This window comes from Pseudonocardia sp. CA-107938 (assembly GCF_050936315.1).
Taxonomy (GTDB): domain Bacteria; phylum Actinomycetota; class Actinomycetes; order Mycobacteriales; family Pseudonocardiaceae; genus Pseudonocardia.
The window spans coordinates 1,123,948-1,144,329 of record NZ_JBNJNA010000001.1 but is presented as its reverse complement, the minus strand read 5'-3'; the positions used below and the strand labels follow the sequence as shown (position 1 = coordinate 1,144,329).

The window sequence follows — 20,382 nt, the reverse complement described above, 5'->3', positions numbered from 1 at the left end:
AGATCGCGATGGCAGGCTATGCCGATACGGAGACGCGCCCAAGAGTGGTTCCACACAATTCCACTACTGCGATCGGGCGGTGTGCCCTATCGTCGTGGCGGGCGTTGCATGGGCGCCCCCGGTCCGCGGGAAGGGCAGAGCCCACCAGCAGCTCCACCCCGGCAGCAGGCAAGCCACCTCCTTCCGGCCTTGCGACGCGGACCGCAGGCCACGCGAAGGAGGCCGCCGTGCCGACCCTCTGCCTGCCCGACGACCCCGACCTGGGTCAGCTGCGCAAGCAGGCCAAGGACCTGCGACGGGCGTTGCGGGCCGGTCGACCCGAACCCGTCGAACTCGCTGCCGGTCTCGGCGCACCGGCCGACGCGAAGCTCTCGACCGCGCAGCTCGTCGTCGCCCGCATGTACGGGTTCCCGAGCTGGCCGGCGCTCGTCCGGCACGTCGGGGTGATCGCGGAGCACCGGCGCTACCCCGACCGCGTCGCGCCGTCGGACGATCCGGCGACGGAGTTCCTGCGCCGCGCCTGCCTCACCTACGGATCGTCAGACGGCGATCCGCGGGTGGCAGTGGCCAACGATCTCGCGCGCACGGACGTGTGGGTGGCGGCGGCCTGCGCCGACGTCGAGGCGCTGGAGCGCCTGCTCGCCGCCGACCCCGGCAGCGCGACCCGGCTCGGCGGCCCGCATTATTGGCCGCCGATCACCTACCTCGCCTACGCGCGGCACGACTCGACGCTCACCGCCGATGCCGTCGTGGGGGCGGTGCGGGTGCTGCTGCGCCACGGCGCCGATCCCGACTCCGGGTACCTGTGGCACGGCCTGACCTCGCCGTTCACCCTGCTCACCGGGGCGTTCGGCGGCGGCGAGCAGGGGCAGCCCGCGCCCCCGCATGGCCCGGCACTGGCGCGGGAACTGCTGCGGGCCGGGGCCGATCCGAACGACGGCCAGGCCCTCTACAACCGCATGTTCCGTCCCGCCGACGACCACCTCGAGCTGCTGTTCGAGTTCGGCCTCGGCACCGGCGACGGCGGGCCGTGGCGGCGCCGGCTCGGTGCCGCTGTCGACTCCCCGGAGACCATGCTGCGCAAGCAGCTCGGGTGGGCCGTCACCCACGGGTTCGACCGTCGCGTGGCGCTGCTCGCCGACCACGGTGTCGACCTCGTCGCGCCTCTGCCTGGGTGGGGCGCGACCGTCGGGCGGACGCCGTACGAGGCGGCCGTGACGAGCGGCCAGTTCGCGATCGCGCAGTGGCTCGTCGAGCGTGGGGTGGCGGCGCCGCAGCTGGACGAGGCGCAGGAGGTGCTCGCCGCGGTGCTGGCGGCAGACCGGGCCACCGTCGACCGGCTCGGCTCCGGTGCGGTCGCCGCCGCGCGGAAGGCGCGTCCGGGGCTGGTGGTCTGGGCGGCCGTGCAGGGCCGCACGGACGCCGTGCGGCTGGCCGTCGAGCTGGGGTGGGACGTCTCGGCTCTGGCGCGCAGCGACACCCCCGGCGACGACGCGTGGGAGACCGCGCTGCACCACGCGGCCGGCGCCGGCGACGTCGCGATGGTGCGGCTGCCGCTGGAGCTGGGCGCGGACCCGGAGGTGCGCGACCACCGCTTCGCCGCCACCCCGCTGGGCTGGGCCGAGCACTTCGGCCAGACGGAGACGGCGGCCCTCCTGGAGGCGCGTTAGTCCGTGCTCGCCACCGAGCGCTGGACGACCTCGAACTCCAGCAGGTCGGCGGTCATGCCGGGCGCGGCGGGGCGGGCGCGCTCACCCGCGTGCGCCTCCATCGCCGGGCCGGTGCGCCATGCCTGGAACGACTCCTCGTCGGCCCAGTGCGTCATCACGAAGTAGCGGGTGTCGCCCGACACCGGGCGCAGCAGCTCGAAGGACAGGAACCCGGGCTGCCCGTCGACGGCGTGCAGGCGGGCGGCGAACCGCTTCTCCAGCTCCGGACCGGCACCTTCGGGCACGGAGATGGCATTGATCTTCACGACGGCCATGCGACCTAGGCTAACCAGTCATGCGACGCACCGTGCGGACCGACGACGGCGTCGAGCTGCAGGTCGTCGAGTTCGGCGGCGACGGGCCGCCCATCCTGCTGCTGCACGGGCTGATGGGCCGGGCGACCACCTGGTGGCCGGTCGCGCAGTGGTTGGTCGCGCACGGGCAGGTCGTGGCGCCGGATGCGCGCGGGCACGGCCGCTCCCAGGCGCACGGCCCGTGGACGACCGGCCGGCTCGTCGCCGACGTCGAGGCGGTGCTGGAGCCGCTGGGGCCGGCGACGGTCGTCGCGCACTCGATGGGCGCGCTGCACGCGCTGGTGCTGGCCGCCCGCCGCCCGGACCTGGTGCGGGCGCTGGTGGTGGAGGACATCGCCGTCGACTTCACCGACCGCAGCGCCGACGACGCCCGCGCGTGGTTCGGCGCACTGCCGCAGCCGTTCGCGTCGCTCGCCCACGTGCGGCAGGTGTTCGGGTTCCCGCGGCCGGAGTTCGGCGACTACATGGCCGAGTGCGTCGAGGAGCGCGCCGACGGCTACCACCTGCTGGCCGCCGTCGAGCACACGGTGGAGATCGCCGCCGAGTGGGCGGACGTCGCGCGCTGGGACGTGCTGCCCGAGGTCCGCTGCCCGGCGCTGTTGATCGAGGCCGAGGAGAGCGTCGCGCCGGCGGGGCACATGGCGGAGATGGCCCGCCGCATGCCGGACGCGCGGCACGTGCGGCTGTCCGGCACAGGACATCTCGTCCATGCGGCGGATCCCGATGCCTACCGACGCCACGTCGAGGAGTTCCTCACCGAGATCAACTGACCGTTGGCATTGCTCCCGATCGGGTGTTTGGATGGCCCATCACATCGTGGGAGGGGGCCACATGACCGTCACCGAGAACGCGTTGTCGGCGGGTCTGAAGAACCGGCACGTCACCATGATCAGCATCGCCGGCGTGATCGGTGCGGGGCTCTTCGTCGGCTCCGGGTCGGCGATCAACAAGGCGGGGCCGGGCGTCCTGCTCGCCTACGCGTTCGCCGGACTGCTCGTCGTGCTGGTCATGCGGATGCTCGGCGAGATGGCCGCGGCCAACCCCGACACGGGTTCGTTCTCCACCTACGCCGACCGCGCGATCGGGCCGTGGGCCGGGTTCACGGTCGGCTGGCTGTACTGGTGGTTCTGGGTGCTGGTCATCCCGGTCGAGGCGACCGCGGCTGCCACCATCCTGGAGAGCTGGACGAACGTGCCGCAGTGGATCTGGGCGCTCGCGGTGACCCTCGTCCTGACGGTCACCAACCTGTTCAGCGTGGCCAACTACGGCGAGTTCGAGTTCTGGTTCGCGCTGCTCAAGGTCATCGCGATCATCGCGTTCATCGGGATCGGGATCCTGGCCGTGCTCGGCGTGTTCGGCAGCGACCACTCCGGCGTCGCGCACCTGTGGGACACCGGTGGCTTCCTGCCGAACGGCTTCGGCGCCGTCGTCGCGGCGGTGCTGCTGACGATGTTCAGCTTCATGGGCACCGAGATCGTCACGATCGCGGCCGCGGAGTCCGACCACCCCGACGAGAAGATCGGCAAGGCCACCCGCTCGGTGATCTGGCGGATCGGCCTGTTCTACCTCGCCTCGATCTTCCTGGTGGTCGCGATCGTGCCGTGGAACACCAAGGCACTCGGCGACGGCACCGGCTCGTACCAGACCGCGCTGCAGGCGCTGGGCGTGCCGGGCGCGAAGGCGATCGTGGACGTCGTGGTGCTGGTCGCCGTCGCGAGCTGCCTCAACTCCGCCCTCTACACGGCGTCGCGGATGATCTACTCGCTCGGCAAGCGGGGCCAGGCACCGGCCGCGGTCATGCGGACCACCGAGAACGGCGTGCCGCGCGTCGCGGTGCTCGCGTCCACCGCGGTCGGCTTCCTGACCGTGATCGCGAACTACCTCTTCCCGGAGGACGTGTTCAACGTCCTGCTCGCGACGTCGGGCGCGGTGGCGCTGCTGGTCTACCTCGTGATCGCGGTGTCGCAGCTGCAGATGCGGGCCAAGTTCGAGAGCTCCCGCACCGCCATGCCCGTGCGGATGTGGGCCTACCCGTACCTGACGTGGGCGGTCATCGTCGTGATCCCGGTGATGCTCGTCTACATGCTGTTCGACGCCGACCAGCGCATCAACATCATCGCGACGGCCGTCATCGGGATCGTCGTGGTGGTCGCCGGCGTGCTGACGACCCGCGGCCGGTCAGCCGGAGACGTCCACACCGGTTACGCGGGCGCGGATCGGGGCGACGGGGTGTAGCGCGGCGAACGCCGACGCCGGGTCCCTGGTGGCCAGCACGCAGTGCGGCAGCCAGGTGCCCGGCAGGTAGGCCGCGACCGGTCCCTTCACGCGCCCGGCCAGCGCGTCGTGCACGGCCTGGTGGACGGCGAGCAGCTCGGCGTCGACGACCGCGGCGAGCACCAGCTCGTCGGGCCGGCCGGCGACGGTGCCGAGCGTGGCCAGCCACAGCGACGGCAGCGCCAGCACCCGCACCTCGTCGGCCAGCGCGGCCCGGGCGGCGGGCGGGATGGAGGCGGCGGCCGCCACCCGCACCTGCGGCTCGGAGCTCGGCCCGCCCACCCGCGCGCGCAGCCCGCGCAATGCATCGAGAGCGGCAGGGTCGAGCCGGAAGGTCACGACGTCCACGCGGCGCCTCGTCGATCATGGGCAAAACGTGGTCGTTCGATCTTGGGAAGCAACGTTTTGCCCATGATCAACGCCACCCCGCTCACGCCGGGAGGGTGAACAGGCCGTCGTCCGTCTGCTCCGCCAGGCCGTCGTCCAGGAGCGTGAGCAGGCAGCGGTCGCGCTGCCCTGCGTCGTCCCACACAGCGTCGAGCGCGGCCCGCTCGACGGGCGCCTCGGCCGCGCGCAGCACGTCCAGCAGCCGGCCGCGGACCTGCCGGTCGGTGCCGGCGTAGGTCTGGACCGGCTTGCGCGGGCCCGCGTAGGCGGGCGACCCGTTCGCCACCCACGCGCACTCGGCGTGCAGCGGGCAGATCCCGCACCGCGGGGCGCGCGCCGTGCACACCACGGCGCCGATCTCCATCAGCCCGATCGAGACGACGGCCGCGGTGGCGTCGTCGGGCGGCAGCAGCGCGTCGACGTCGGCCAGGTCGGCCTTCACCCGGGCCGGTCCGGCGTCGCCCGCCCCGTGGACGGCACGGGCGACGACCCGCCGGACGTTCGTGTCCACGACCGGGCAGCGCCGGCCGTAGCCGAAGGCCGCCACGGCCCGCGCGGTGTAGCTGCCGACGCCGGGCAGCGCCTCCAGGGCGTCGATGTCGGACGGGACAACGTCGCCGTGCTGCGTCGCGATGGCCTCCGCGGCAGCGTGCAGGCGCAGCGCGCGGCGCGGGTAGCCGAGCTTGCCCCACGCCCGCAGTACCTCCGCCCGCGAGGCCGCCGCCAGCGCCGACGGCGTCGGCCACTCGGCCATCCACCGCAGCCACACGGGCTCGACGCGCGCGACCGGCGTCTGCTGCAGCATGAACTCGCTGACCATGACGCCCCACGGTGTGGTCCCCGGCCGCCGCCACGGCAGGTCACGGGCGTTCGCCAGGTACCAGTCGTGGACGAGTGCGGCCGGGGACACGCCGTAGATGGTGCTACACCACCTCGTTCAGCTTGCCGGTGGCCACGTCGAACACGAACCCGCGGATCGACTCCTTGTGGGGCACGAACGGGTTGGCCTTGATCCGCGCGATCGACTGGCGGACGTCCTCGTCGGCGTCGGGGAACGCCTCCGCGGCCCATGCCGGTCGCAGGCCGGTGTCGTCGAGGATCGAGGCCTTGAACCCGTCGTCGGTGAACGTGACCATGCCGCAGTCGGTGTGGTGGATCAGGATGATCTCGGTGGTGCCCAGCAGGCGCTGGCTGATGGCCAGCGAGCGGATCTCGTCCTCGGTGACGACGCCGCCGGCGTTGCGGATGACGTGCGCCTCCCCCTCGTTGAGGCCGAGGATGCGGTAGACGTCAAGCCGGGCGTCCATGCAGGCGACGACCGCGACGCCCTTGGCGGGCGGCAGCGGCAGCGGGCCCTGGAAGGACGCGGCGTAGGCGGCGTTGTTGGCGAGCAGTTCGTCGGTGACCGACATGTGGGGTTGTCTCCTGGATGTGGGCTGCTGAGGGCAGACTGCGGCCGCGAATCGACCGAGGTACGCCGACTACGCGGCCAGGAGACAGAACTCGTCGAACGCGTCGATGCGCCGGCTGGGCCAGAAGGCCTCCAGCAACATGCGCATCACACCATGAGTGTTTCGAGTTGTACCGAACAGAGCAAGACGCGACTCGCCGACACCCCCAAATGCCGCAACGTGCGGTAGTCGATCAGATACCTTCAGTGACATGTGGGAGCCGGTCGGGCCCTTGCCCGCGTCGGTCTACTGGCGGCGGCGGTGCACTGCCGTGGCCGTCGCCGTCCTGCTGATCGGCGCTGCCGTCTGGGGCGCCGCGGTACTGCTCGGCCCCCGCGGCGCCGGCTCCACCGCCGACGGCACCACGATCCTGGCCCCGTCCAACGTCGCCCTGTCGGCCCCTGATCCGTCCGCTCCCCAGCAGGGTCCGTCGTCCTCGGCCGTCGCGTCGGGGACGACGGAACCTGCGTCGATCGGATCGACGCCGGCGGCGACCGCGTCGGAGCAGCTGCGCCCGGACGTCACCCCGGGCCGGGCGATCCCGGTCGCCACGCCGGTACCGGTGCCGGCGACCGGGCCGGTGCCGTGCACCAACGCGATGCTCGACGTGACGGCCGAGGTCGATCGCCCGGCCTACCGCGTCGGGGAGCACCCGGTGCTGCGGCTGGTGATGGTGAACGCCACCGACCAGCCGTGCGTGCGCGACCTCGACCCGGCCCGGCAGGAGATCGTGGTCTGGAGCGGCGACGGGAAGACCCGGCTGTGGTCCAGCAACGACTGCTCGCCGGTCGCCGGGGTGGACCTGCGCACGATGGTGCCCGCCCAGCCCGTCGTCTCGGCGGTGACCTGGGCCGGCAAGACGTCGGTGCCGGGCTGCACGGGTCCGCGCACGGTCGTGCCGGCGGGGGCCTACCGGGTGATGACGCGCCTCGACGACGACATCAGCGCGCCGGTGCCCTTTCTGCTTGGAGGGTCCGGCAGTTGAGGGTTCGTGCGGCTTTCGGTGTCCAGGTGGTTCCTGGCAAGGCGCCGCCCGCAGCTCAGACTGGGCGTCTCTGCAAGGGCGGCAACGCCGCGAGGGGCCGCCTGGGCGGCGAAAGCCCGGACCCTCGACTGCCGGGCCCTCCTAACCCCTGACGGGCTTGAGCGCGCGCAGGACGGCGCCCACGTTGTCCACCTCGGTCAGCCGCATCCCGGCCGGCGCCGAGCCGCTGCCCGGCGGCACCAGCGCGTCGGTGAACCCGAGCCGGGCGGCCTCGGCGAGCCGGCGGTCGACGCCCGCCACCCGGCGCACCTCGCCGGCCAGCCCGATCTCGCCGAGCACGACGAGGTCGCGGGGCAACGCGACGTCGCTGCGGGACGACGCGACGGCCAGCGCCAGCGCGAGGTCGGCCGCCGGCTCCACCACCCGCATGCCGCCGACGGTCGCGGCGTAGACCTCGGCGTCGTGCAGCCGGATGCCGCCGCGCTTCTCCAGCACGGCGAGCAGCATCGCCACCCGGGCGTTGTCCAGGCCGCTCACGGCCCGTCTGGGGCTCGGGATGTCCTTGCCCGTCACGAGCGCCTGCACCTCGGCCGGCAGCGGCCTGCGCCCGTCCAGGACCACTGTGACGGCCGTGCCGGCGACCGGCGGGCCGTCGAAGCGGGCGAGGAAGAGCCCGGACGGGTCGGGCATGCCGACGATGCCGGAGTCGCGCAGCTCGAAGCAGCCGACCTCGTCGGCCGGCCCGAAGCGGTTCTTCACGCCGCGGACCATCCGCAGCGTCGAGTGCTTGTCGCCCTCGAACGCGAGCACGACGTCGACGAGGTGCTCCAGCACCCGCGGGCCGGCGATGTTGCCGTCCTTCGTGACGTGCCCGACCAGCACCACGGGCAGGCTGCGTTCCTTGGCGATTCCCGTGAGCCCGACGGTGACTGCGCGGGTCTGGGTGACGCCGCCGGGCGAGCCGTCGGCGGCCGCGGTGGACATCGTCTGCACTGAGTCGACGATGACCAGGTCGGGGCGCAGGTCGTCGAGGTGGGAGACGATCGCGCCCAGGTCGGACTCGGCGGCGAGGTAGAGCTCGTCGCGGACGGCACCGGTGCGCTCGGCGCGCAGCCGCACCTGCCCGGCCGACTCCTCCCCCGTCACGTAGAGGACGCGCCCGGGGTGCCGGGCCGCGACCTCCAGCAGCAGCGTCGACTTGCCGACGCCCGGCTCGCCGGCGAGCAGCACCACCGAACCGGGGACGAGGCCGCCGCCGAGCACGCGGTCGAGCTCGGAGACGCCGGTCGGGCGCGCGCGGGCGGAGTCGAGGGCGACCTCACCGATGCGCCGCGCCGCGGTGGCCGGAGCGCCGGCCGCGACGACGCGGGTCCGCGCCTGCGTCGCCGGGGCGGGCCCGAGGTCCTCGAGGGTGCCCCACTCCTGGCAGGACGGGCAGCGCCCCACCCACTGCGCGACCCGGTGCTCGCACGCCGTGCAGCGGTAGCCGGCGCTGCGGGTGCGAGGGGTCAGTGCTCGTCCTTGCGCTCGGCCTCGGAGCTCGCGACCGGGACGGCCAGCCTCAGCGGACCGGCGTTGCGGAAGTTCAGCACCACCTCGTAGGTGATCCCGGAACGGATGTCGTCGGTCAGCCCGGTGAGCACGATCTGCGCGGTGCCGGCGGTGTCGGGGGCGTCGGTGGGCAGCGCGCCTGCGCTCGGCGTGCTGCTCGACGCGGCCGCGGTGGCGCTCGGCGTGACGGCGGGCGTAGCGCTCGGCGTGGCGCCGGCGGCGGCCGCGGGGGTGGCGCTGGAGGTGGCGCTCGGGGTCGCGGCGACCGTGGCTGCCGGCGCGCCCTCGACGACGAGGGCCCGCCCGGCGGGCACGTCGCGCTTGCCGGTGACCGTGCCCGTCCCGGCGATCGGGCTGCTGACGGAGAGCAGCTCGTCGTTCGCGCTGCCGCTGTTGACGATCACCAGCTGCAGCGGCGCGCTGCTGCCCCGCGGGTACGCGACGGCGGACTCGACGCTCTTGCCGAGCGGGAACAGCGCGTTCCGGACGGCGATGGGGCCGGCGTTGGCGTTGGCCCCGTCGACGGCCGTGACCTGGCGGGAGGTCTGCGTGACCTGGCCGGCTCCGCACCCGGCGAGCACGACGGCGCCGAGCACGGCGCCGACCACGGCAGCGGTCGAGCGAATACGCGGTGTGCGCCTCACGGGCTGTGCGTCCTTCCGGGCGGGTCGCGCTGCGGGCGGCAGCGCGGCTCGAGCTGGTCACGCGTGGTTGCGGGCCCACGCGCACCGATCAGCCTAGTCACCGCTGTTCCACGGCCCCCGACGAGCCTGCCGCCTGCACGTTTCGGCGCGGATGTCAACCCCCTGACCTGCGAGGACAGGTCGGGGCGGGCTGCGGCACCGCAGTCCGACGTGATAATCTGGAGCTACCGAAAGGGGCTAAGGACACATGGTTTTCAAGGTCGGAGAGACCGTTGTCTACCCGCACCACGGTGCCGCTCTCATCGAGGCCATCGAAACCCGCACGATCAAGGGCGAGGAGCGCAAGTACCTCGTCCTCAAGGTTGCGCAGGGTGATCTCACGGTGCGTGTTCCCGCCGAGAACGCCGAGGTAGTGGGCGTTCGTGACGTGGTGGGCCAGGAGGGTCTGGACAAGGTCTTCGAGGTGTTGCGCGCGCCGCACACCGAGGAACCCACGAACTGGTCTCGTCGATACAAGGCGAACCTCGAGAAGCTCGCCTCCGGCGACGTCAACAAGGTTGCCGAGGTCGTCCGCGATCTCTGGCGCCGTGAGAAGGACCGTGGTCTGTCCGCCGGCGAGAAGCGCATGCTGGCCAAGGCCCGGCAGATCCTCGTGAGCGAGCTGGCGCTCGCCGAGGGCACCGACGAGGAGCGGGCCGAGGTCCTGCTCGACGAGGTCCTCGCCACCGCCAACGCCTGAACCTGGATCGCCCTGCCCGATCGGTCGTCCGCCCGGTACCCGTTCCTGTGAACGTCGCCGCCGTGGTGGTCTGCGATGCGCCCGACCTGGACGTGTTGACGCCGGTCGGTGGGGTCCCGCTGCTCGTCCGCGCCGTGGACATGTTCCGCGACGCGGGCGAGTTCAGTCGTGTCCACGTTCTGGCCGCGCCCGAAGAGCACGCGCGTCTGTCGGACGCGTGCGCCGGCCGGCCGATCGTGGTGCACCCACACATCACTCAACGCCCGAACCGCCCAGCGAGTAACGGTTCGGGCACGCTCCGTCGAACAATCGGAGCGGTCGACGCGCTCGTCGTCCACGACGTGACGTGGGCGCTGGTCGGCCCCTATGTCCTGCCGGCGGTACTCGCCGGGCTCGCCGCCGGCCACGACGCCGTCGTGCCGGTGGTGCCGCTCACCGACACCGTGAAGGACGTCACTGCGTCCGGGCTCGTCGCCGGCACCCCGGACCGCGCCGGCCTGCGGGTCGTGCAGACTCCGCAGGCGTACAGGTCCGCTGTGCTCGACGAGCTCGCCGGCCCGCGCTGGCCGGCGCTCGTCGCGTCCGGGGTCGAGGTGCACACCGTGGCCGGCGACCCGGCCGCGCTCCCGCTGCGCACGGCCGCCGACGTCGAGCTCGCGACCGCGGTGCTGCGAGGGGAGCAGGCATGAGGGTCGGCATCGGCACCGACGTCCACCCCGTCGAGCCCGGGCGGCCGTGCTGGATCGCCGGCCTGTGGTGGGAGGGCGTCGACGGCTGCGCCGGCCACTCGGACGGCGACGTCGCCGCGCACGCGCTGTGCGACGCGCTGCTCTCCGCTGCGGGCCTCGGCGACCTCGGTGCCGTCTTCGGCACCGGCCGTCCCGAGTGGGCAGCGGCGAGCGGCGTCGCGCTGCTCACCGAGGTGCGCCGGCTGCTCGACGAGGCCGGGTGGACGGTCGGCAACGCCGCCGTCCAGGTCATCGGCAACGCCCCGCGCATCGGGACGCGGCGGGCGGAGGCGGAGCAGGCGCTCTCGGCGGCCGTCGGCGGCCCGGTCGCGGTCTCGGGCACCACGACGGACGGCTTGGGCCTCACCGGCCGCGGCGAAGGCATAGCCGCAGTGGCCACCGCTCTGCTGCTGCGCCCGTCGAGAACGAACTTGTGGTGATCAACAGGCCCTGTTGATCACCACAAGTTCGTTCTCGACGCGTTCACGGGCGGGGCTGCACCACCATCCACTGGTGGCCGAACGGGTCGCCGAGGCGGCCGCCGCGGTCCCGGTGACCGCCGCCGTAGTCGTGGTCCTCGACCGGGTAGATGACGTGCGCGCCGGCCGCGAGCGCCTGCGCGCACACGGCGTCGGCGTCGTCCACGACGAGCGACATGATCACGGGGACGCCGCCCGCGGAGGGTGCCAGGTCGCCGTCGCCGGCGTCCTTGATGGTGAAGCGGGCGCCGCCCGCGGTGAGCTGGGCGTGCACGACGCGGTCGCCGTGGGCGAACCGGTCGCTCGCCACCGCGTCGAACGCCGCGGCGTAGAACGCGATGGCCTTGTCGGCACCGTCGACGACGAGCTTCGGCTGGAGGCTCTGGATGTGGCTCATGCACCCAGCGTGGCGTGAGCGGAACCACGTGTCTTGGACGTAAGGGAAGTCGCCTACCCTTGACAGGTGACCCTCAGACTGTTCGACACCGCTTCCAGGAAGCAGCGGGACTTCGTCCCGGTGCGGGCCGGGGCTGCGTCGATCTACGTCTGTGGGGCCACCGTGCAGGGCCACCCGCACATCGGGCACGTCCGCTCGGGCCTGAACTACGACGTGCTGCGCCGCTGGCTCGCCCACGGCGGGCTCGACGTCACGCTCGTGCGCAACGTCACCGACATCGACGACAAGATCCTCGCGAAGGCGGCGGAGGCCGGCCGGCCGTGGTGGGAGTGGGCGGCCACGCACGAGCGGTCGTTCCAGGCCGCGTACGCCGCGCTGGGCTGCCTGCCCCCGTCGATCGAGCCACGGGCCACCGGGCACGTGCCGCAGATGATCGAGCTGATGCAGCGGCTGATCGACGGCGGGCACGCCTACGCGGCCGAGGGCAACGTCTACTTCTCGGTCGCGTCGGACCCGGAGTACGGGTCGCTGTCGGGCCAGAAGCTCGAGGCCGTGGAGCAGGGCGAGCCCGACGCCACCGGCAAGCGCGACCCGCGCGACTTCGCGCTGTGGAAGGCGGCGAAGCCGGGCGAGCCCCGGTGGGCCACGCCGTGGGGTGCCGGCCGGCCGGGCTGGCACCTCGAGTGCTCGGCGATGGCCACGTTCTACCTCGGCGACGAGTTCGACATCCACGGCGGCGGCATCGACCTGATCTTCCCGCACCACGAGAACGAGCAGGCCCAGTCGCACAGCGCGAAGGACCCGTTCGCGCAGTACTGGCTGCACAACGGCTGGGTCACGCTCGGCGGCGAGAAGATGTCGAAGTCGCTCGGCAACACCCTGTCGGTGGAGGCCGTGCTGGGCCGCGTCCGCGGTCCCGAGCTGCGCTACTACCTCGTCGGGCCGCACTACCGGTCGATGATCGAGTACTCGGAGGGCGCGCTGCAGGAGGCCGTGTCGGCCTACCGGCGCATCGAGTCGTTCGTGCACCGCGTGCGGGAGCGGCTCGGGGACCCCGGCGTCGGCGCGGTCACGCCCGAGTTCGCCGCAGCCCTCGACGACGACCTCGGCACGCCCGGTGCGCTCGCCGCGGTGCACAACACCGTCCGTGACGGCAACACCGCGCTCGACTCGTCCGACAAGGAGGCGGCCCTGGCCGCCGCCGGCGCCGTCCGGGCCATGACGGGGGTGCTGGGCCTCGACCCGCTCGACCCGCACTGGTCGGCCGGCGACGCCGGTGCCGACGCGGCCACCGGAGCACTCACCGCGCTGGTGGACGACCTGCTCGAGCAGCGGGCCGCGGCCAGGTCCCGGCGTGACTTCGCCGCAGCCGACGAGCTGCGCAACCGCCTCACCGCGGCCGGTGTGCTCGTCGAGGACAGCCCCGACGGCCCCACCTGGTCCCTCAAGGACGTCTGAGAGAGATAACTGATGGCAGGCAACTCCAAGCGACGCGGTGCGATGCGCAAGGAGGGCACGAAGAAGGGCATGGTCGTCGGTTCCGGCGGGCAGCGCCGCCGGGCCCTGCAGGGCAAGGGCCCCACCCCGCCCGCCGAGATGCGCAAGGGTCACCCGGCGCAGCGCAAGGCGAACGCACGGGCCAGGGCCGCCGACGCCAAGATCGCGGGGCAGCGGCGCCGTGCCGGTGACGGCGAGGGCCCGGAGACCGTGCTCGGGCGCAACCCGGTCGTCGAGTGCCTGCGCGCGGGCGTGCCCGCGACGGCACTGCACGTCGCGATCGGCGCGACGGTCGACGAGCGCGTCACCGAGGCGGTCGCGCTGGCGGCGGAGGCCGGCATCTCGATCCTGGAGGTGCCGCGCAACGACCTCGACCGCATCGCGGGCGGCGCGCTGCACCAGGGCGTCGCGCTGCAGGTGCCGCCGTACGTCTACGCGCACCCCGACGAGCTGCTCGAACTCGCCGCGGAGGCACGGGAGCCCGGCCTGATCGTCGCGTTGGACGGCGTGACCGACCCGCGCAACCTCGGCGCGGTCGTCCGCTCCGTGGGGGCGTTCGGCGGGCACGGGGTCGTCGTGCCGCAGCGGCGTGCGGCCGGGATGACCGCGGTCGCCTGGCGCACCTCCGCCGGCGTCGCGGCGCGGCTGCCCGTCGCCCGGGCGACCAACCTCACCCGCACCCTGCGTGAGTACGCCACCGCCGGCTTCATGATCGCCGGGCTGGACGGCGAGGGCAGCGTCACCCTCGACGAGTTCGAGCTCGCCTCGGGCCCGCTCGTGCTGGTCGTCGGGTCGGAGGGCAAGGGGCTGTCCCGGCTCGTCCGCCAGACCTGCGACGTCACCGTGTCGATCCCGATGGCGGGTCCCGTCGAGTCGTTGAACGCGTCCGTCGCCGCCGGTGTGGTGCTGGCCGAGGTGGCCCGTCAGCGCCGGATCGCCGGCCGCTGACCCCTTCGCCGATTGTGACGGCCAGTAGCCGGGCCGCTTAAAGCGATCACCCGGTCTCCCGATATCCCCAGGTCAGCGACCTCTGTAGAGTTGCTGCTCCACAAGATCGGATGCGCACAGTATTCGTCGCTCAGGTCTCCAACCGGGGGAGGTGACCTTCGTTGGGCGCTGAGGCTGATCTTGGCCGCAACCCCGTCCGCGAGCTCTTCTGGACCCGCAACGGCCTGCTCCTGCTGCTCCTCGTCGTCGTCGGCGGCACGTCACTGGTCGTGTCGACGGGCCTGCCCGACGGCATCCCGAAGAACCTCGTCCTCGCGCTCGGCACCGGCACGATGATCACGGCGATCGTCGGTTTCGGCCAGACGCTCGTCACCGCGACCGCCGCGCAACGGGCGATGGTCACCCCGCTCATCGAGGAGAACCGGCGCGCGCTGCAGGCGTTGAGCGCGGAGTACCGGTCGCTGAACCGCGAGTTCTTCCCGACCGACGTCTTCGAGGCGACCGACCGTCCCGACCCCAGGTTCAACCAGCTGCTGATGCGCGACCTGCAGGACACGCGCCAGTACCTGTTCCGCGGGTTCTCCGGCCGGCACGCGGGTGCGCGGCTGCTGCTCGCCCACGGCGACCGGGAGCTGCGCGCCGTCGTCGCCGACCCGACGGAGCGTTCGGCGATCGGTGGCCGCGCGCGCTACCTGGTGCGGCGCGAGGGCGCGAACGCGGACGTGGAGTCGATCCTGGCGCGCCTGCACGACGAGATCCGGACGGGCCTCGTCGGGCTCTACCTGGCCCGCGCGGCGTGCAGCCGCATCGACATCACGTTGATCGCCGACCCGCCGCTCGACCGGTTGGAGCTGTTCGACGACAGCGTCTGGATCACGCTCTACAGCGACCGCAGCGCGGCCGGCACGCTCTACCCCCGCACGCTGCGGTTCTCCGAGGGCTCCTTCGTCGCGACGATGGAGCGCGCCGAGTTCGCCCGGATCAGCACATCTCGGGAGGCGACTCACATGCTGATCAGACCCGACACCACCCGAGCCGACTTCGTCGACCAGTTCGAGCACGTCACGCACTCCCGGCTCACCCAGCGGCAGTTCGCCGACCTGGAGGCGAGGTTCCACGCGTTCCGCCGCGAGTTCTCCGCGCTCGCCGAGCTGGGGAGCTGACGATGGCGACCTCCTCCGCGGCGCTCGAGGAGCTCGGCGACCGGCTCAACGCCGCCGGGTTCGCGCTGCCGACGCGATGGCCACTCGTCCACGAGTGGTTCCGCGACTGGTCGACGCGCTGGGACCTGCGCCACGACCTGCGCGACCACCTCGGTGATCTCTCCGCCGACTCGCTGGCCGCGATCTCCAACCGCTCCCGCGAGACCACGACGCACTACAAGTGGTGCCTGCGCGACGTGCCCGGCGAGGAGTTCACGTTCTGGCTGCACCAGTACAAGCCGCAGCGCGACTGGCGGGTGGGCTACGCCGACAGCGTGCACAACCACCGCTACCACTTCTGCACGACGTTGCTGCGCGGCGAGTACCAGCACGAGCGCTACACGGCGGTCCTGGATCCGAGCACCGGGCTGATCTCGTCGGTCACGGAGGTGCGCAGCACGCGCGCCGGCGTCGGGACGACCGGGTACCTGCTGGCCAGCGACTTCCACCGGGTCTCGTGGGCCGGGGACGACGCGATGACGTTCCTGGTGAAGTCGCGGCCGCAGAGCCCGTGGAGCCTCTCCTACGACCCGGAGACGCGGGTGGCGCACCGGCACCTGTCGGTGGACGCGCGGCTGGTCGGGCTGGCCGCGGATCTCTGACTCAGGCTGTGCGGCCGCGCAGCCGGGCCGCCAGCCGGCAGCCCAGGTAGCAGAGGAACGACAGCGCGGCGACGTAGCCGGAGACGGGCAGGCCGGGCGCCAGTGACAGGAACACCCCGCCCAGCAGCGCGATCTCGGCGAACAGCACCGCGAGCAGGGTGGCGCGCACCGGGCTGGCCGTGACGCGGGCAGCCGCTGCCCCGGGCACGATCATCACCGACAGCACGAGGATGGCGCCCACGATCGGCACGGCGAGCGCGGTCGTGAGGCCGACGAGCATCGCGAAGACGACCGACAGCGCGCGCACCGGCACCCCGCGGGCGACGGCGACATCGGGATCGGTGCTGGCGAACAGCATCGGCCGGTAGAGCATCGCGAGCGTCGCGATCACGACGACGGCGACGACGCCGAGCACCGTCAGGTCGGTCGAGTCGACCGACACGACAGAGCCGGTGAGCAGCCCGAACTTGTTGGAGCTGCGTCCCTTGTAGAGGCTCAGCAGCAGCACGCCGAGGCCGAGCCCGAAGGCGAGCACGACCCCGATCACCGAGTCGCGCTCGCGCTGGCGCAGCCCGAGCAGGCCGAACACCAGCCCGGCGGTCAGCGCGCCGGCGACGGCGCCCAGCCCGACGCTGACGCCGGCCACGAGCGCCGCGGCCCCGCCGGTGAACGCCAGCTCGGCGGTGCCGTGGACGGCGAACGACATGCCGCGCGCGACGATCAGGGGTGCCAGCAGGCCGGCGGCGAGCCCGAGCACGGCACAGGCGAGGAACGCGTTGTGCACGAACCCCTGGCTGAGTTGGCGGCCCAGTCCCTCGAACGTGAACAGCCGCTCGAGCAGCTCGATCACGGCAGCGCCTCCCCGTCGGGGTGGCAGTGCGCGCCGGCGTGCTCGGCACCGACGACCACGATCCGGTCGCGCACCCGCAGCACGTCGACATCGGTGCGGTAGAGCTCGGAGAGCACCTCGGACGTCATGACCTCGGCGGTCGGGCCGATGCGGAACCGGCCGTCGACGAGGTAGAGCACGCGGTCGACGAGCGGAAGCACCGGGTTGATCTCGTGCGTGACGAACAACACGGCCGTGCCGGCCGTTCGCCGGCGCGCATCGATCAGGTCGGTGACGGTGCGCTGGTGGGCCAGGTCGAGCGAGAGCAGCGGCTCGTCGCACAGCAGCACCGCCGGGTCGCCGACCAGCGCCTGCGCCACCCGCAGCCGCTGCTGCTCGCCGCCGGAGAGCTGCCCGACCGGGGCGTTCGCGTACGCCGTGCCGCCGACCGCGGCCAGCGCCGCGTCGACGCGCGCCCGCCGCGCTGCCCGATCGCGCAGCCCGAGCCCGAACCGGTGCCCGTCCAGGCCGAGGCCGACCAGGTCGCGGCCGCGCAGCGGCAGGTCGCGTTCGAGCGCCTTCTGCTGCGGCACGTAACCGATCGTGGGGCTGCCCCGGCGCGGTGGCGCCCCGGAGATCCGCACCTCGCCCGCGGACAGCTCCTGCAGACCCAGCAGCACCCGGACGAGCGTCGTCTTGCCGGATCCGTTCGGCCCGAGGACGGCCACGAACTCGCCGGGCGCCACGTCGAGGTCCAGGCCGTCCCACAGCGTCCGCTCGCCGAAGCGCACCTGCGCACCGCGCAGCTCGATCGCGGGGGCGCCGGCCGGCGGGGCCGGGGCCGTGCTGCGCGCGGGCGCGGACGGGTGGGCGGTCATGTCAGTTTCCTACCGGTTCACTGCGGCGGCGAGCGCGTCGATCTGGCTGCTCATCCAGGAGACGTAGTCGGTCTGCCCGTCCGGCAACGTCTCGCTCACGTCGACGACGGGCACCCCTGCAGTCTGCGCCGCCTGCTTGACCTGGTCGGTGGTGGGGGTCTGGGTCTGGGTGTTGAGGAGCAGCGCGCGCACCGGGGTGCCCTTGAACAGGTCGAGCGTCTGCTGCAGCACCGCTGCGGGCGGGTCGGTGTCCTCCTCGACGGCCTCCGAGTACTCCGGGGGCGTCGCGTTGACCAGTCCGGCCGCCTCCACCAGGTACAACGGGACCGGCTCGGTAACGGCGACGCGCTGGCCGGCGTCCTTGGCCTTGATCGCGTCGACGCGCTGCTGCAGCCCCTTCACCTTCTCGACGAACGCGGTGGCGCCCGCCTGGTAGGTGCTGGCGCCGGCGGGGTCGGCTGCCGTGAAGTCGGTGGCCAGGGTCTCGGCGAGCTTCGTGACGGTCGGCAGGGAGTACCAGACGTGCTCGTTGAACTCCGCGTCGCCGGCCGTCTTCAGACCGGAGAGCTCCACCACATCGACGACCTTGCGGTCTCCCCCGCCGGCCTGGGCCAGCTTGGTGGCGAAGTCGTCGTAGCCGCCGCCGTTCATCACGAGGATGCGGGCGTCGGCGACCTTGGTGGCGTCGGCCGGGGTGGCCTCGAAGTTGTGCGGGTCGGCGCTGGGGTCGTTGAGCAGCGAGGTGACGGCCACGCGATCGCCGCCGACCGCGGAGGCGATGGAGCCGTAGACGTTCGTGGTGGTGACGACCGGGATCTTCGCGGCGGCGCCCGCGGGCTGCTGCGCGGCTGGCGCTGCACCGGATCCGCATCCGGTGAGCAGCAGCGCTGCGGCCGCACCGAGGGCGGCGACGAGGCCCGCGGATCGGGGTCGGATCGGCATGGTGGCTCCTGTGCGTCGGAACGGGCGTGCAACCCGTACCTTACATTGATAACCGTTTTCGATTCGAACTGTTGCCACAGTGATCCGGCCAACTTTCCTCGTGAGCTACTGAACCGTTACGGTCAGCAGGTGTCCGGGCCGCCTCCAACGCGACGACCAGCCACCTTGGCGTCGCTCGCCGCTGAACTCGGCGTCTCCAGGACGACCGTGTCCAACGCCTACAACCGTCCTGATCAGCTGTCTGCTCCCCTGCGCGCGCGCGTGCTGGAAGCGGCCCGCAGGCTGGGCTACCCCGGGCCCGACCCGGTCGCCCGATCGCTGCGCACCCGCAAGGCCGGCGCGGTCGGGCTGTTGCTCACCGAGGCGCTCTCCTACGCGTTCCGCGACCCCGCGGCCACCGGCTTCCTGGAGGGCCTCGCGCTCGCCTGCGAGCAGGCCGGGCAGGGCCTGCTGCTGATCCCGGTCAGCCCCGACCACGTCGACGTCACCGCTGTGCACCAGGCGGGCGTCGACGGCTTCGTCGTCTACTCCGTGCGCGAGGACGACCCGCACTTCATGGCCGTCCTCGAACGGCCGGTGCCCACGGTCGTGTGCGACCAGCCGGTCGGCGTCGAGGGCGTCGACCGCGTCGGCGTCGACGACCGGGCCGGCATGCTCGCCATGGCCCGGCACCTGACGGGCCTGGGTCACCGCCGGATCGGCGTGCTCTGCATGCGCCTCGCCGCCGGCCACAACGACGGCCCGGCCGACGCCGAACGGCTCGCCGGCGTGACCTACCCCGTGCAGCGCGACCGCCTCGCCGGCCTGCGCGACGGGCTCGTCGAGGCCGGCGTCGACTGGGCCGGGGTGCCCGTCATCGAGCGGTTCGACCACAGCCCCGACGCCGGCCAGGCCGCGGCGGCCGAGCTGCTGGCCGCCCACCCCGACCTCACGGCCATCGTCTGCACGTCCGACGTGCTGGCGCTGGGTGCTCTGCAGCACGCGGCCGACCGCGGGCTCTCCGTGCCCGGCGACCTCACCGTCACCGGGTTCGACGGCATCCCCGAGGCGGAGCGGGTCGGGCTCACGACCGTCAGCCAGCCGCTGCGCGAGAAGGGTCGGACGGCGGGCGAGCTGCTGCTGGAACGCGGCGAGCGCAACCGGCCGCGCCGGGTACTGCTGCCCACCGAGCTGACCGTGCGGGCCACCAGCGGGGAACCGCGCCGCGAGGAGCGCTTCTTCAGCGGCTGGTGAACGGTCTCGGCCCGAGCCGGCTCGTCACCGCCCTGGCCAGCGTCTCGACGTCGGGCTCCGGCGTGATCGCGCCTTCCAGCACGAGCGCGGCGAGGCCGTGCACCATCGCCCAGCCGGCGATGGCGGTCGTCGGATCGGTCGCCGCGGCGGAATCGGAGTGTCGGGTGGCACCGGCCCGCAGCTGGGCGGACGCCCGACCCTGGGCGGCCACCAGCTCGGGGTCGGCCTTCTTGACCAGGCCGGGCGCGCGCATCACCGCGTAGTGCGCCGGATGCCCCACTGCGAACACCACGTACGTCACCCCCAGCTCGGCGAAGGACGGGTCGCGCTCGGCCGTCGCGGCCAGCGCGTCCGCCAGCATCGACCACCCCTCGGCAGCGAGAGCGGTGAGCAGGCCGGTCTTGTCCCCGAAGTGGTGGGTCGGCGCGGCGTGGGAGACGCCGGCGCGACGGGCCACGTCCCGCAGGCTCACCGCGGCCGGCCCGTGCTCGGCGACGGCCTCCAGGGCTGTGTCGAGCAGGGCGCGTCGCAGGTCGCCGTGGTGGTAAGGCACGTCACCACGATACCCCAGATCTTTACGTTGACAAGATTTG

At 73.0% G+C, this 20,382-nt stretch carries 23 protein-coding genes; 12 read left to right on the top strand and 11 right to left on the bottom strand.

The features are described 5' to 3' along the window. Positions 1-227: 227 nt before the first annotated feature. On the top strand, positions 228-1,670 hold the full coding sequence (locus ACQEVB_RS05665; protein ID WP_432966025.1) for an ankyrin repeat domain-containing protein: 1,443 nt from the start codon (positions 228-230) through the stop codon (positions 1,668-1,670). Here ACQEVB_RS05665 and ACQEVB_RS05660 read toward each other — a convergent pair. After that, positions 1,667-1,984, bottom strand: coding sequence for an antibiotic biosynthesis monooxygenase family protein (locus tag ACQEVB_RS05660; RefSeq protein WP_432966022.1), 318 nt, complete (start codon positions 1,982-1,984; stop codon positions 1,667-1,669). The genes ACQEVB_RS05665 and ACQEVB_RS05660 overlap by 4 nt on opposite strands. Positions 1,985-2,004: 20 nt before the next feature. Between ACQEVB_RS05660 and ACQEVB_RS05655 the strand changes: the two genes are divergently transcribed. Continuing rightward, on the top strand, positions 2,005-2,793 hold the full coding sequence (locus ACQEVB_RS05655) for an alpha/beta fold hydrolase (protein WP_432966019.1): 789 nt from the start codon (positions 2,005-2,007) through the stop codon (positions 2,791-2,793). Positions 2,794-2,854: 61 nt separating this feature from the next. After that, complete coding sequence (locus ACQEVB_RS05650; RefSeq protein WP_432966016.1) at positions 2,855-4,258, top strand: amino acid permease; 1,404 nt, start codon at positions 2,855-2,857, stop codon at positions 4,256-4,258. On the opposite strand, the gene ACQEVB_RS05645 is transcribed toward ACQEVB_RS05650, so the two are convergent. The 3 genes from ACQEVB_RS05645 to ACQEVB_RS05635 form a co-directional block, all read right to left on the bottom strand. Then, complete coding sequence (locus tag ACQEVB_RS05645; protein ID WP_432966014.1) at positions 4,202-4,645, bottom strand: 2'-5' RNA ligase family protein; 444 nt, start codon at positions 4,643-4,645, stop codon at positions 4,202-4,204. The genes ACQEVB_RS05650 and ACQEVB_RS05645 overlap by 57 nt on opposite strands. 82 nt (positions 4,646-4,727) lie before the next feature. Continuing rightward, positions 4,728-5,594 (bottom strand): A/G-specific adenine glycosylase, encoded by an 867-nt coding sequence (locus ACQEVB_RS05640; protein WP_432966011.1) that lies wholly within the window; start codon positions 5,592-5,594, stop codon positions 4,728-4,730. 13 nt (positions 5,595-5,607) lie between these two features. Next, a complete protein-coding gene (locus ACQEVB_RS05635) occupies positions 5,608-6,096 on the bottom strand; it encodes a beta-class carbonic anhydrase (protein WP_432966008.1) in 489 nt (162 codons plus the stop codon). A gap of 250 nt (positions 6,097-6,346) precedes the next feature. Here ACQEVB_RS05635 and ACQEVB_RS05630 point away from each other — a divergent pair, with 250 nt between their 5' ends. Continuing rightward, the gene (locus ACQEVB_RS05630) at positions 6,347-7,120 is read left to right on the top strand and encodes a hypothetical protein (protein ID WP_432966005.1); all 774 of its coding nucleotides are present in this window, start codon (positions 6,347-6,349) and stop codon (positions 7,118-7,120) included. A 141-nt stretch (positions 7,121-7,261) separates the two neighbouring features. On the opposite strand, the gene radA is transcribed toward ACQEVB_RS05630, so the two are convergent. Then, complete coding sequence (gene radA, locus ACQEVB_RS05625; RefSeq protein WP_432980167.1) at positions 7,262-8,632, bottom strand: DNA repair protein RadA; 1,371 nt, start codon at positions 8,630-8,632, stop codon at positions 7,262-7,264. After that, positions 8,629-9,315 carry a hypothetical protein gene (locus ACQEVB_RS05620; protein ID WP_432980722.1) on the bottom strand — a complete coding sequence of 229 codons (687 nt, stop codon included), beginning with the start codon at positions 9,313-9,315 and terminating at the stop codon, positions 8,629-8,631. Before ACQEVB_RS05620 ends, radA begins: the two co-directional genes overlap by 4 nt. Positions 9,316-9,562: 247 nt before the next feature. Between ACQEVB_RS05620 and ACQEVB_RS05615 the strand changes: the two genes are divergently transcribed. From ACQEVB_RS05615 to ispF, 3 genes are read left to right on the top strand one after another with little or no spacing between them, the layout of a single operon-like run. Next, a complete protein-coding gene (locus ACQEVB_RS05615; RefSeq protein ID WP_073457680.1) occupies positions 9,563-10,054 on the top strand; it encodes a CarD family transcriptional regulator in 492 nt (163 codons plus the stop codon). A gap of 47 nt (positions 10,055-10,101) precedes the next feature. After that, entirely contained in the window at positions 10,102-10,743 is a 642-nt protein-coding gene (locus tag ACQEVB_RS05610) for an IspD/TarI family cytidylyltransferase (RefSeq protein WP_432966001.1), read from the top strand. Next, positions 10,740-11,222, top strand: coding sequence for a 2-C-methyl-D-erythritol 2,4-cyclodiphosphate synthase (ispF, locus tag ACQEVB_RS05605; protein WP_432965998.1), 483 nt, complete (start codon positions 10,740-10,742; stop codon positions 11,220-11,222). Before ACQEVB_RS05610 ends, ispF begins: the two co-directional genes overlap by 4 nt. Positions 11,223-11,265: 43 nt before the next feature. Here the strand turns inward: ispF and ACQEVB_RS05600 are convergent, their stop codons facing one another. Continuing rightward, complete coding sequence (locus ACQEVB_RS05600; RefSeq protein WP_432965995.1) at positions 11,266-11,658, bottom strand: VOC family protein; 393 nt, start codon at positions 11,656-11,658, stop codon at positions 11,266-11,268. Positions 11,659-11,724: 66 nt separating this feature from the next. On the opposite strand from ACQEVB_RS05600, the gene cysS reads away from it, so the two are divergent. The 4 genes from cysS to ACQEVB_RS05580 all read left to right on the top strand — a co-directional run bounded on the left by cysS (position 11,725) and on the right by ACQEVB_RS05580 (position 15,907). Next, a complete protein-coding gene (gene cysS / locus ACQEVB_RS05595; RefSeq protein ID WP_432965992.1) occupies positions 11,725-13,116 on the top strand; it encodes a cysteine--tRNA ligase in 1,392 nt (463 codons plus the stop codon). A 12-nt stretch (positions 13,117-13,128) separates the two neighbouring features. Next, positions 13,129-14,103, top strand: coding sequence for a 23S rRNA (guanosine(2251)-2'-O)-methyltransferase RlmB (gene rlmB, locus ACQEVB_RS05590; protein ID WP_432965989.1), 975 nt, complete (start codon positions 13,129-13,131; stop codon positions 14,101-14,103). Positions 14,104-14,264: 161 nt separating this feature from the next. Further along, on the top strand, positions 14,265-15,266 hold the full coding sequence (locus ACQEVB_RS05585) for a hypothetical protein (protein ID WP_432965986.1): 1,002 nt from the start codon (positions 14,265-14,267) through the stop codon (positions 15,264-15,266). Between the two features lie 2 nt (positions 15,267-15,268). After that, a complete protein-coding gene (locus tag ACQEVB_RS05580) occupies positions 15,269-15,907 on the top strand; it encodes a hypothetical protein (RefSeq protein ID WP_432965983.1) in 639 nt (212 codons plus the stop codon). A 1-nt stretch (position 15,908) separates the two neighbouring features. Here the strand turns inward: ACQEVB_RS05580 and ACQEVB_RS05575 are convergent, their stop codons facing one another. Genes ACQEVB_RS05575 through ACQEVB_RS05565 form a run of 3 tightly spaced genes read right to left on the bottom strand, consistent with a single transcriptional unit; the run spans position 15,909 to position 18,556 of the window. Then, the gene (locus ACQEVB_RS05575) at positions 15,909-16,754 is read right to left on the bottom strand and encodes a metal ABC transporter permease (protein WP_432980164.1); all 846 of its coding nucleotides are present in this window, start codon (positions 16,752-16,754) and stop codon (positions 15,909-15,911) included. After that, positions 16,754-17,614 (bottom strand): metal ABC transporter ATP-binding protein, encoded by an 861-nt coding sequence (locus tag ACQEVB_RS05570; protein ID WP_432965980.1) that lies wholly within the window; start codon positions 17,612-17,614, stop codon positions 16,754-16,756. The genes ACQEVB_RS05575 and ACQEVB_RS05570 overlap by 1 nt, the downstream gene beginning before the upstream one ends. A 9-nt stretch (positions 17,615-17,623) precedes the next feature. Further along, positions 17,624-18,556 carry a metal ABC transporter solute-binding protein, Zn/Mn family gene (locus ACQEVB_RS05565; protein WP_432965977.1) on the bottom strand — a complete coding sequence of 311 codons (933 nt, stop codon included), beginning with the start codon at positions 18,554-18,556 and terminating at the stop codon, positions 17,624-17,626. A 129-nt stretch (positions 18,557-18,685) separates the two neighbouring features. Here ACQEVB_RS05565 and ACQEVB_RS05560 point away from each other — a divergent pair, with 129 nt between their 5' ends. Continuing rightward, on the top strand, positions 18,686-19,789 hold the full coding sequence (locus ACQEVB_RS05560; protein WP_432965974.1) for a LacI family DNA-binding transcriptional regulator: 1,104 nt from the start codon (positions 18,686-18,688) through the stop codon (positions 19,787-19,789). Here the strand turns inward: ACQEVB_RS05560 and ACQEVB_RS05555 are convergent. Then, positions 19,776-20,342: a TetR/AcrR family transcriptional regulator gene (locus ACQEVB_RS05555; RefSeq protein WP_432965971.1), complete on the bottom strand. Its 567-nt coding sequence runs from the start codon at positions 20,340-20,342 to the stop codon at positions 19,776-19,778. The two genes, ACQEVB_RS05560 and ACQEVB_RS05555, sit on opposite strands and share 14 nt — an antisense overlap. Positions 20,343-20,382: the final 40 nt, after the last annotated feature.

What these genes read in the sequence shown, in the direction of transcription:
- ACQEVB_RS05660 (WP_432966022.1), bottom strand. Translation starts at nt 1,984, where the DNA reads ATGGCCGTCGTGAAGATCAATGCCATCTCCGTGCCCGAAGGTGCCGGT.
- ispF (WP_432965998.1), top strand. Translation starts at nt 10,740, where the DNA reads ATGAGGGTCGGCATCGGCACCGACGTCCACCCCGTCGAGCCCGGGCGG.
- ACQEVB_RS05615 (WP_073457680.1), top strand. Translation starts at nt 9,563, where the DNA reads ATGGTTTTCAAGGTCGGAGAGACCGTTGTCTACCCGCACCACGGTGCC.
- ACQEVB_RS05635 (WP_432966008.1), bottom strand. Translation starts at nt 6,096, where the DNA reads ATGTCGGTCACCGACGAACTGCTCGCCAACAACGCCGCCTACGCCGCG.
- ACQEVB_RS05580 (WP_432965983.1), top strand. Translation starts at nt 15,269, where the DNA reads ATGGCGACCTCCTCCGCGGCGCTCGAGGAGCTCGGCGACCGGCTCAAC.
- rlmB (WP_432965989.1), top strand. Translation starts at nt 13,129, where the DNA reads ATGGCAGGCAACTCCAAGCGACGCGGTGCGATGCGCAAGGAGGGCACG.
- ACQEVB_RS05565 (WP_432965977.1), bottom strand. Translation starts at nt 18,556, where the DNA reads ATGCCGATCCGACCCCGATCCGCGGGCCTCGTCGCCGCCCTCGGTGCG.
- ACQEVB_RS05630 (WP_432966005.1), top strand. Translation starts at nt 6,347, where the DNA reads ATGTGGGAGCCGGTCGGGCCCTTGCCCGCGTCGGTCTACTGGCGGCGG.
- ACQEVB_RS05655 (WP_432966019.1), top strand. Translation starts at nt 2,005, where the DNA reads ATGCGACGCACCGTGCGGACCGACGACGGCGTCGAGCTGCAGGTCGTC.
- ACQEVB_RS05570 (WP_432965980.1), bottom strand. Translation starts at nt 17,614, where the DNA reads ATGACCGCCCACCCGTCCGCGCCCGCGCGCAGCACGGCCCCGGCCCCG.
- ACQEVB_RS05650 (WP_432966016.1), top strand. Translation starts at nt 2,855, where the DNA reads ATGACCGTCACCGAGAACGCGTTGTCGGCGGGTCTGAAGAACCGGCAC.
- ACQEVB_RS05600 (WP_432965995.1), bottom strand. Translation starts at nt 11,658, where the DNA reads ATGAGCCACATCCAGAGCCTCCAGCCGAAGCTCGTCGTCGACGGTGCC.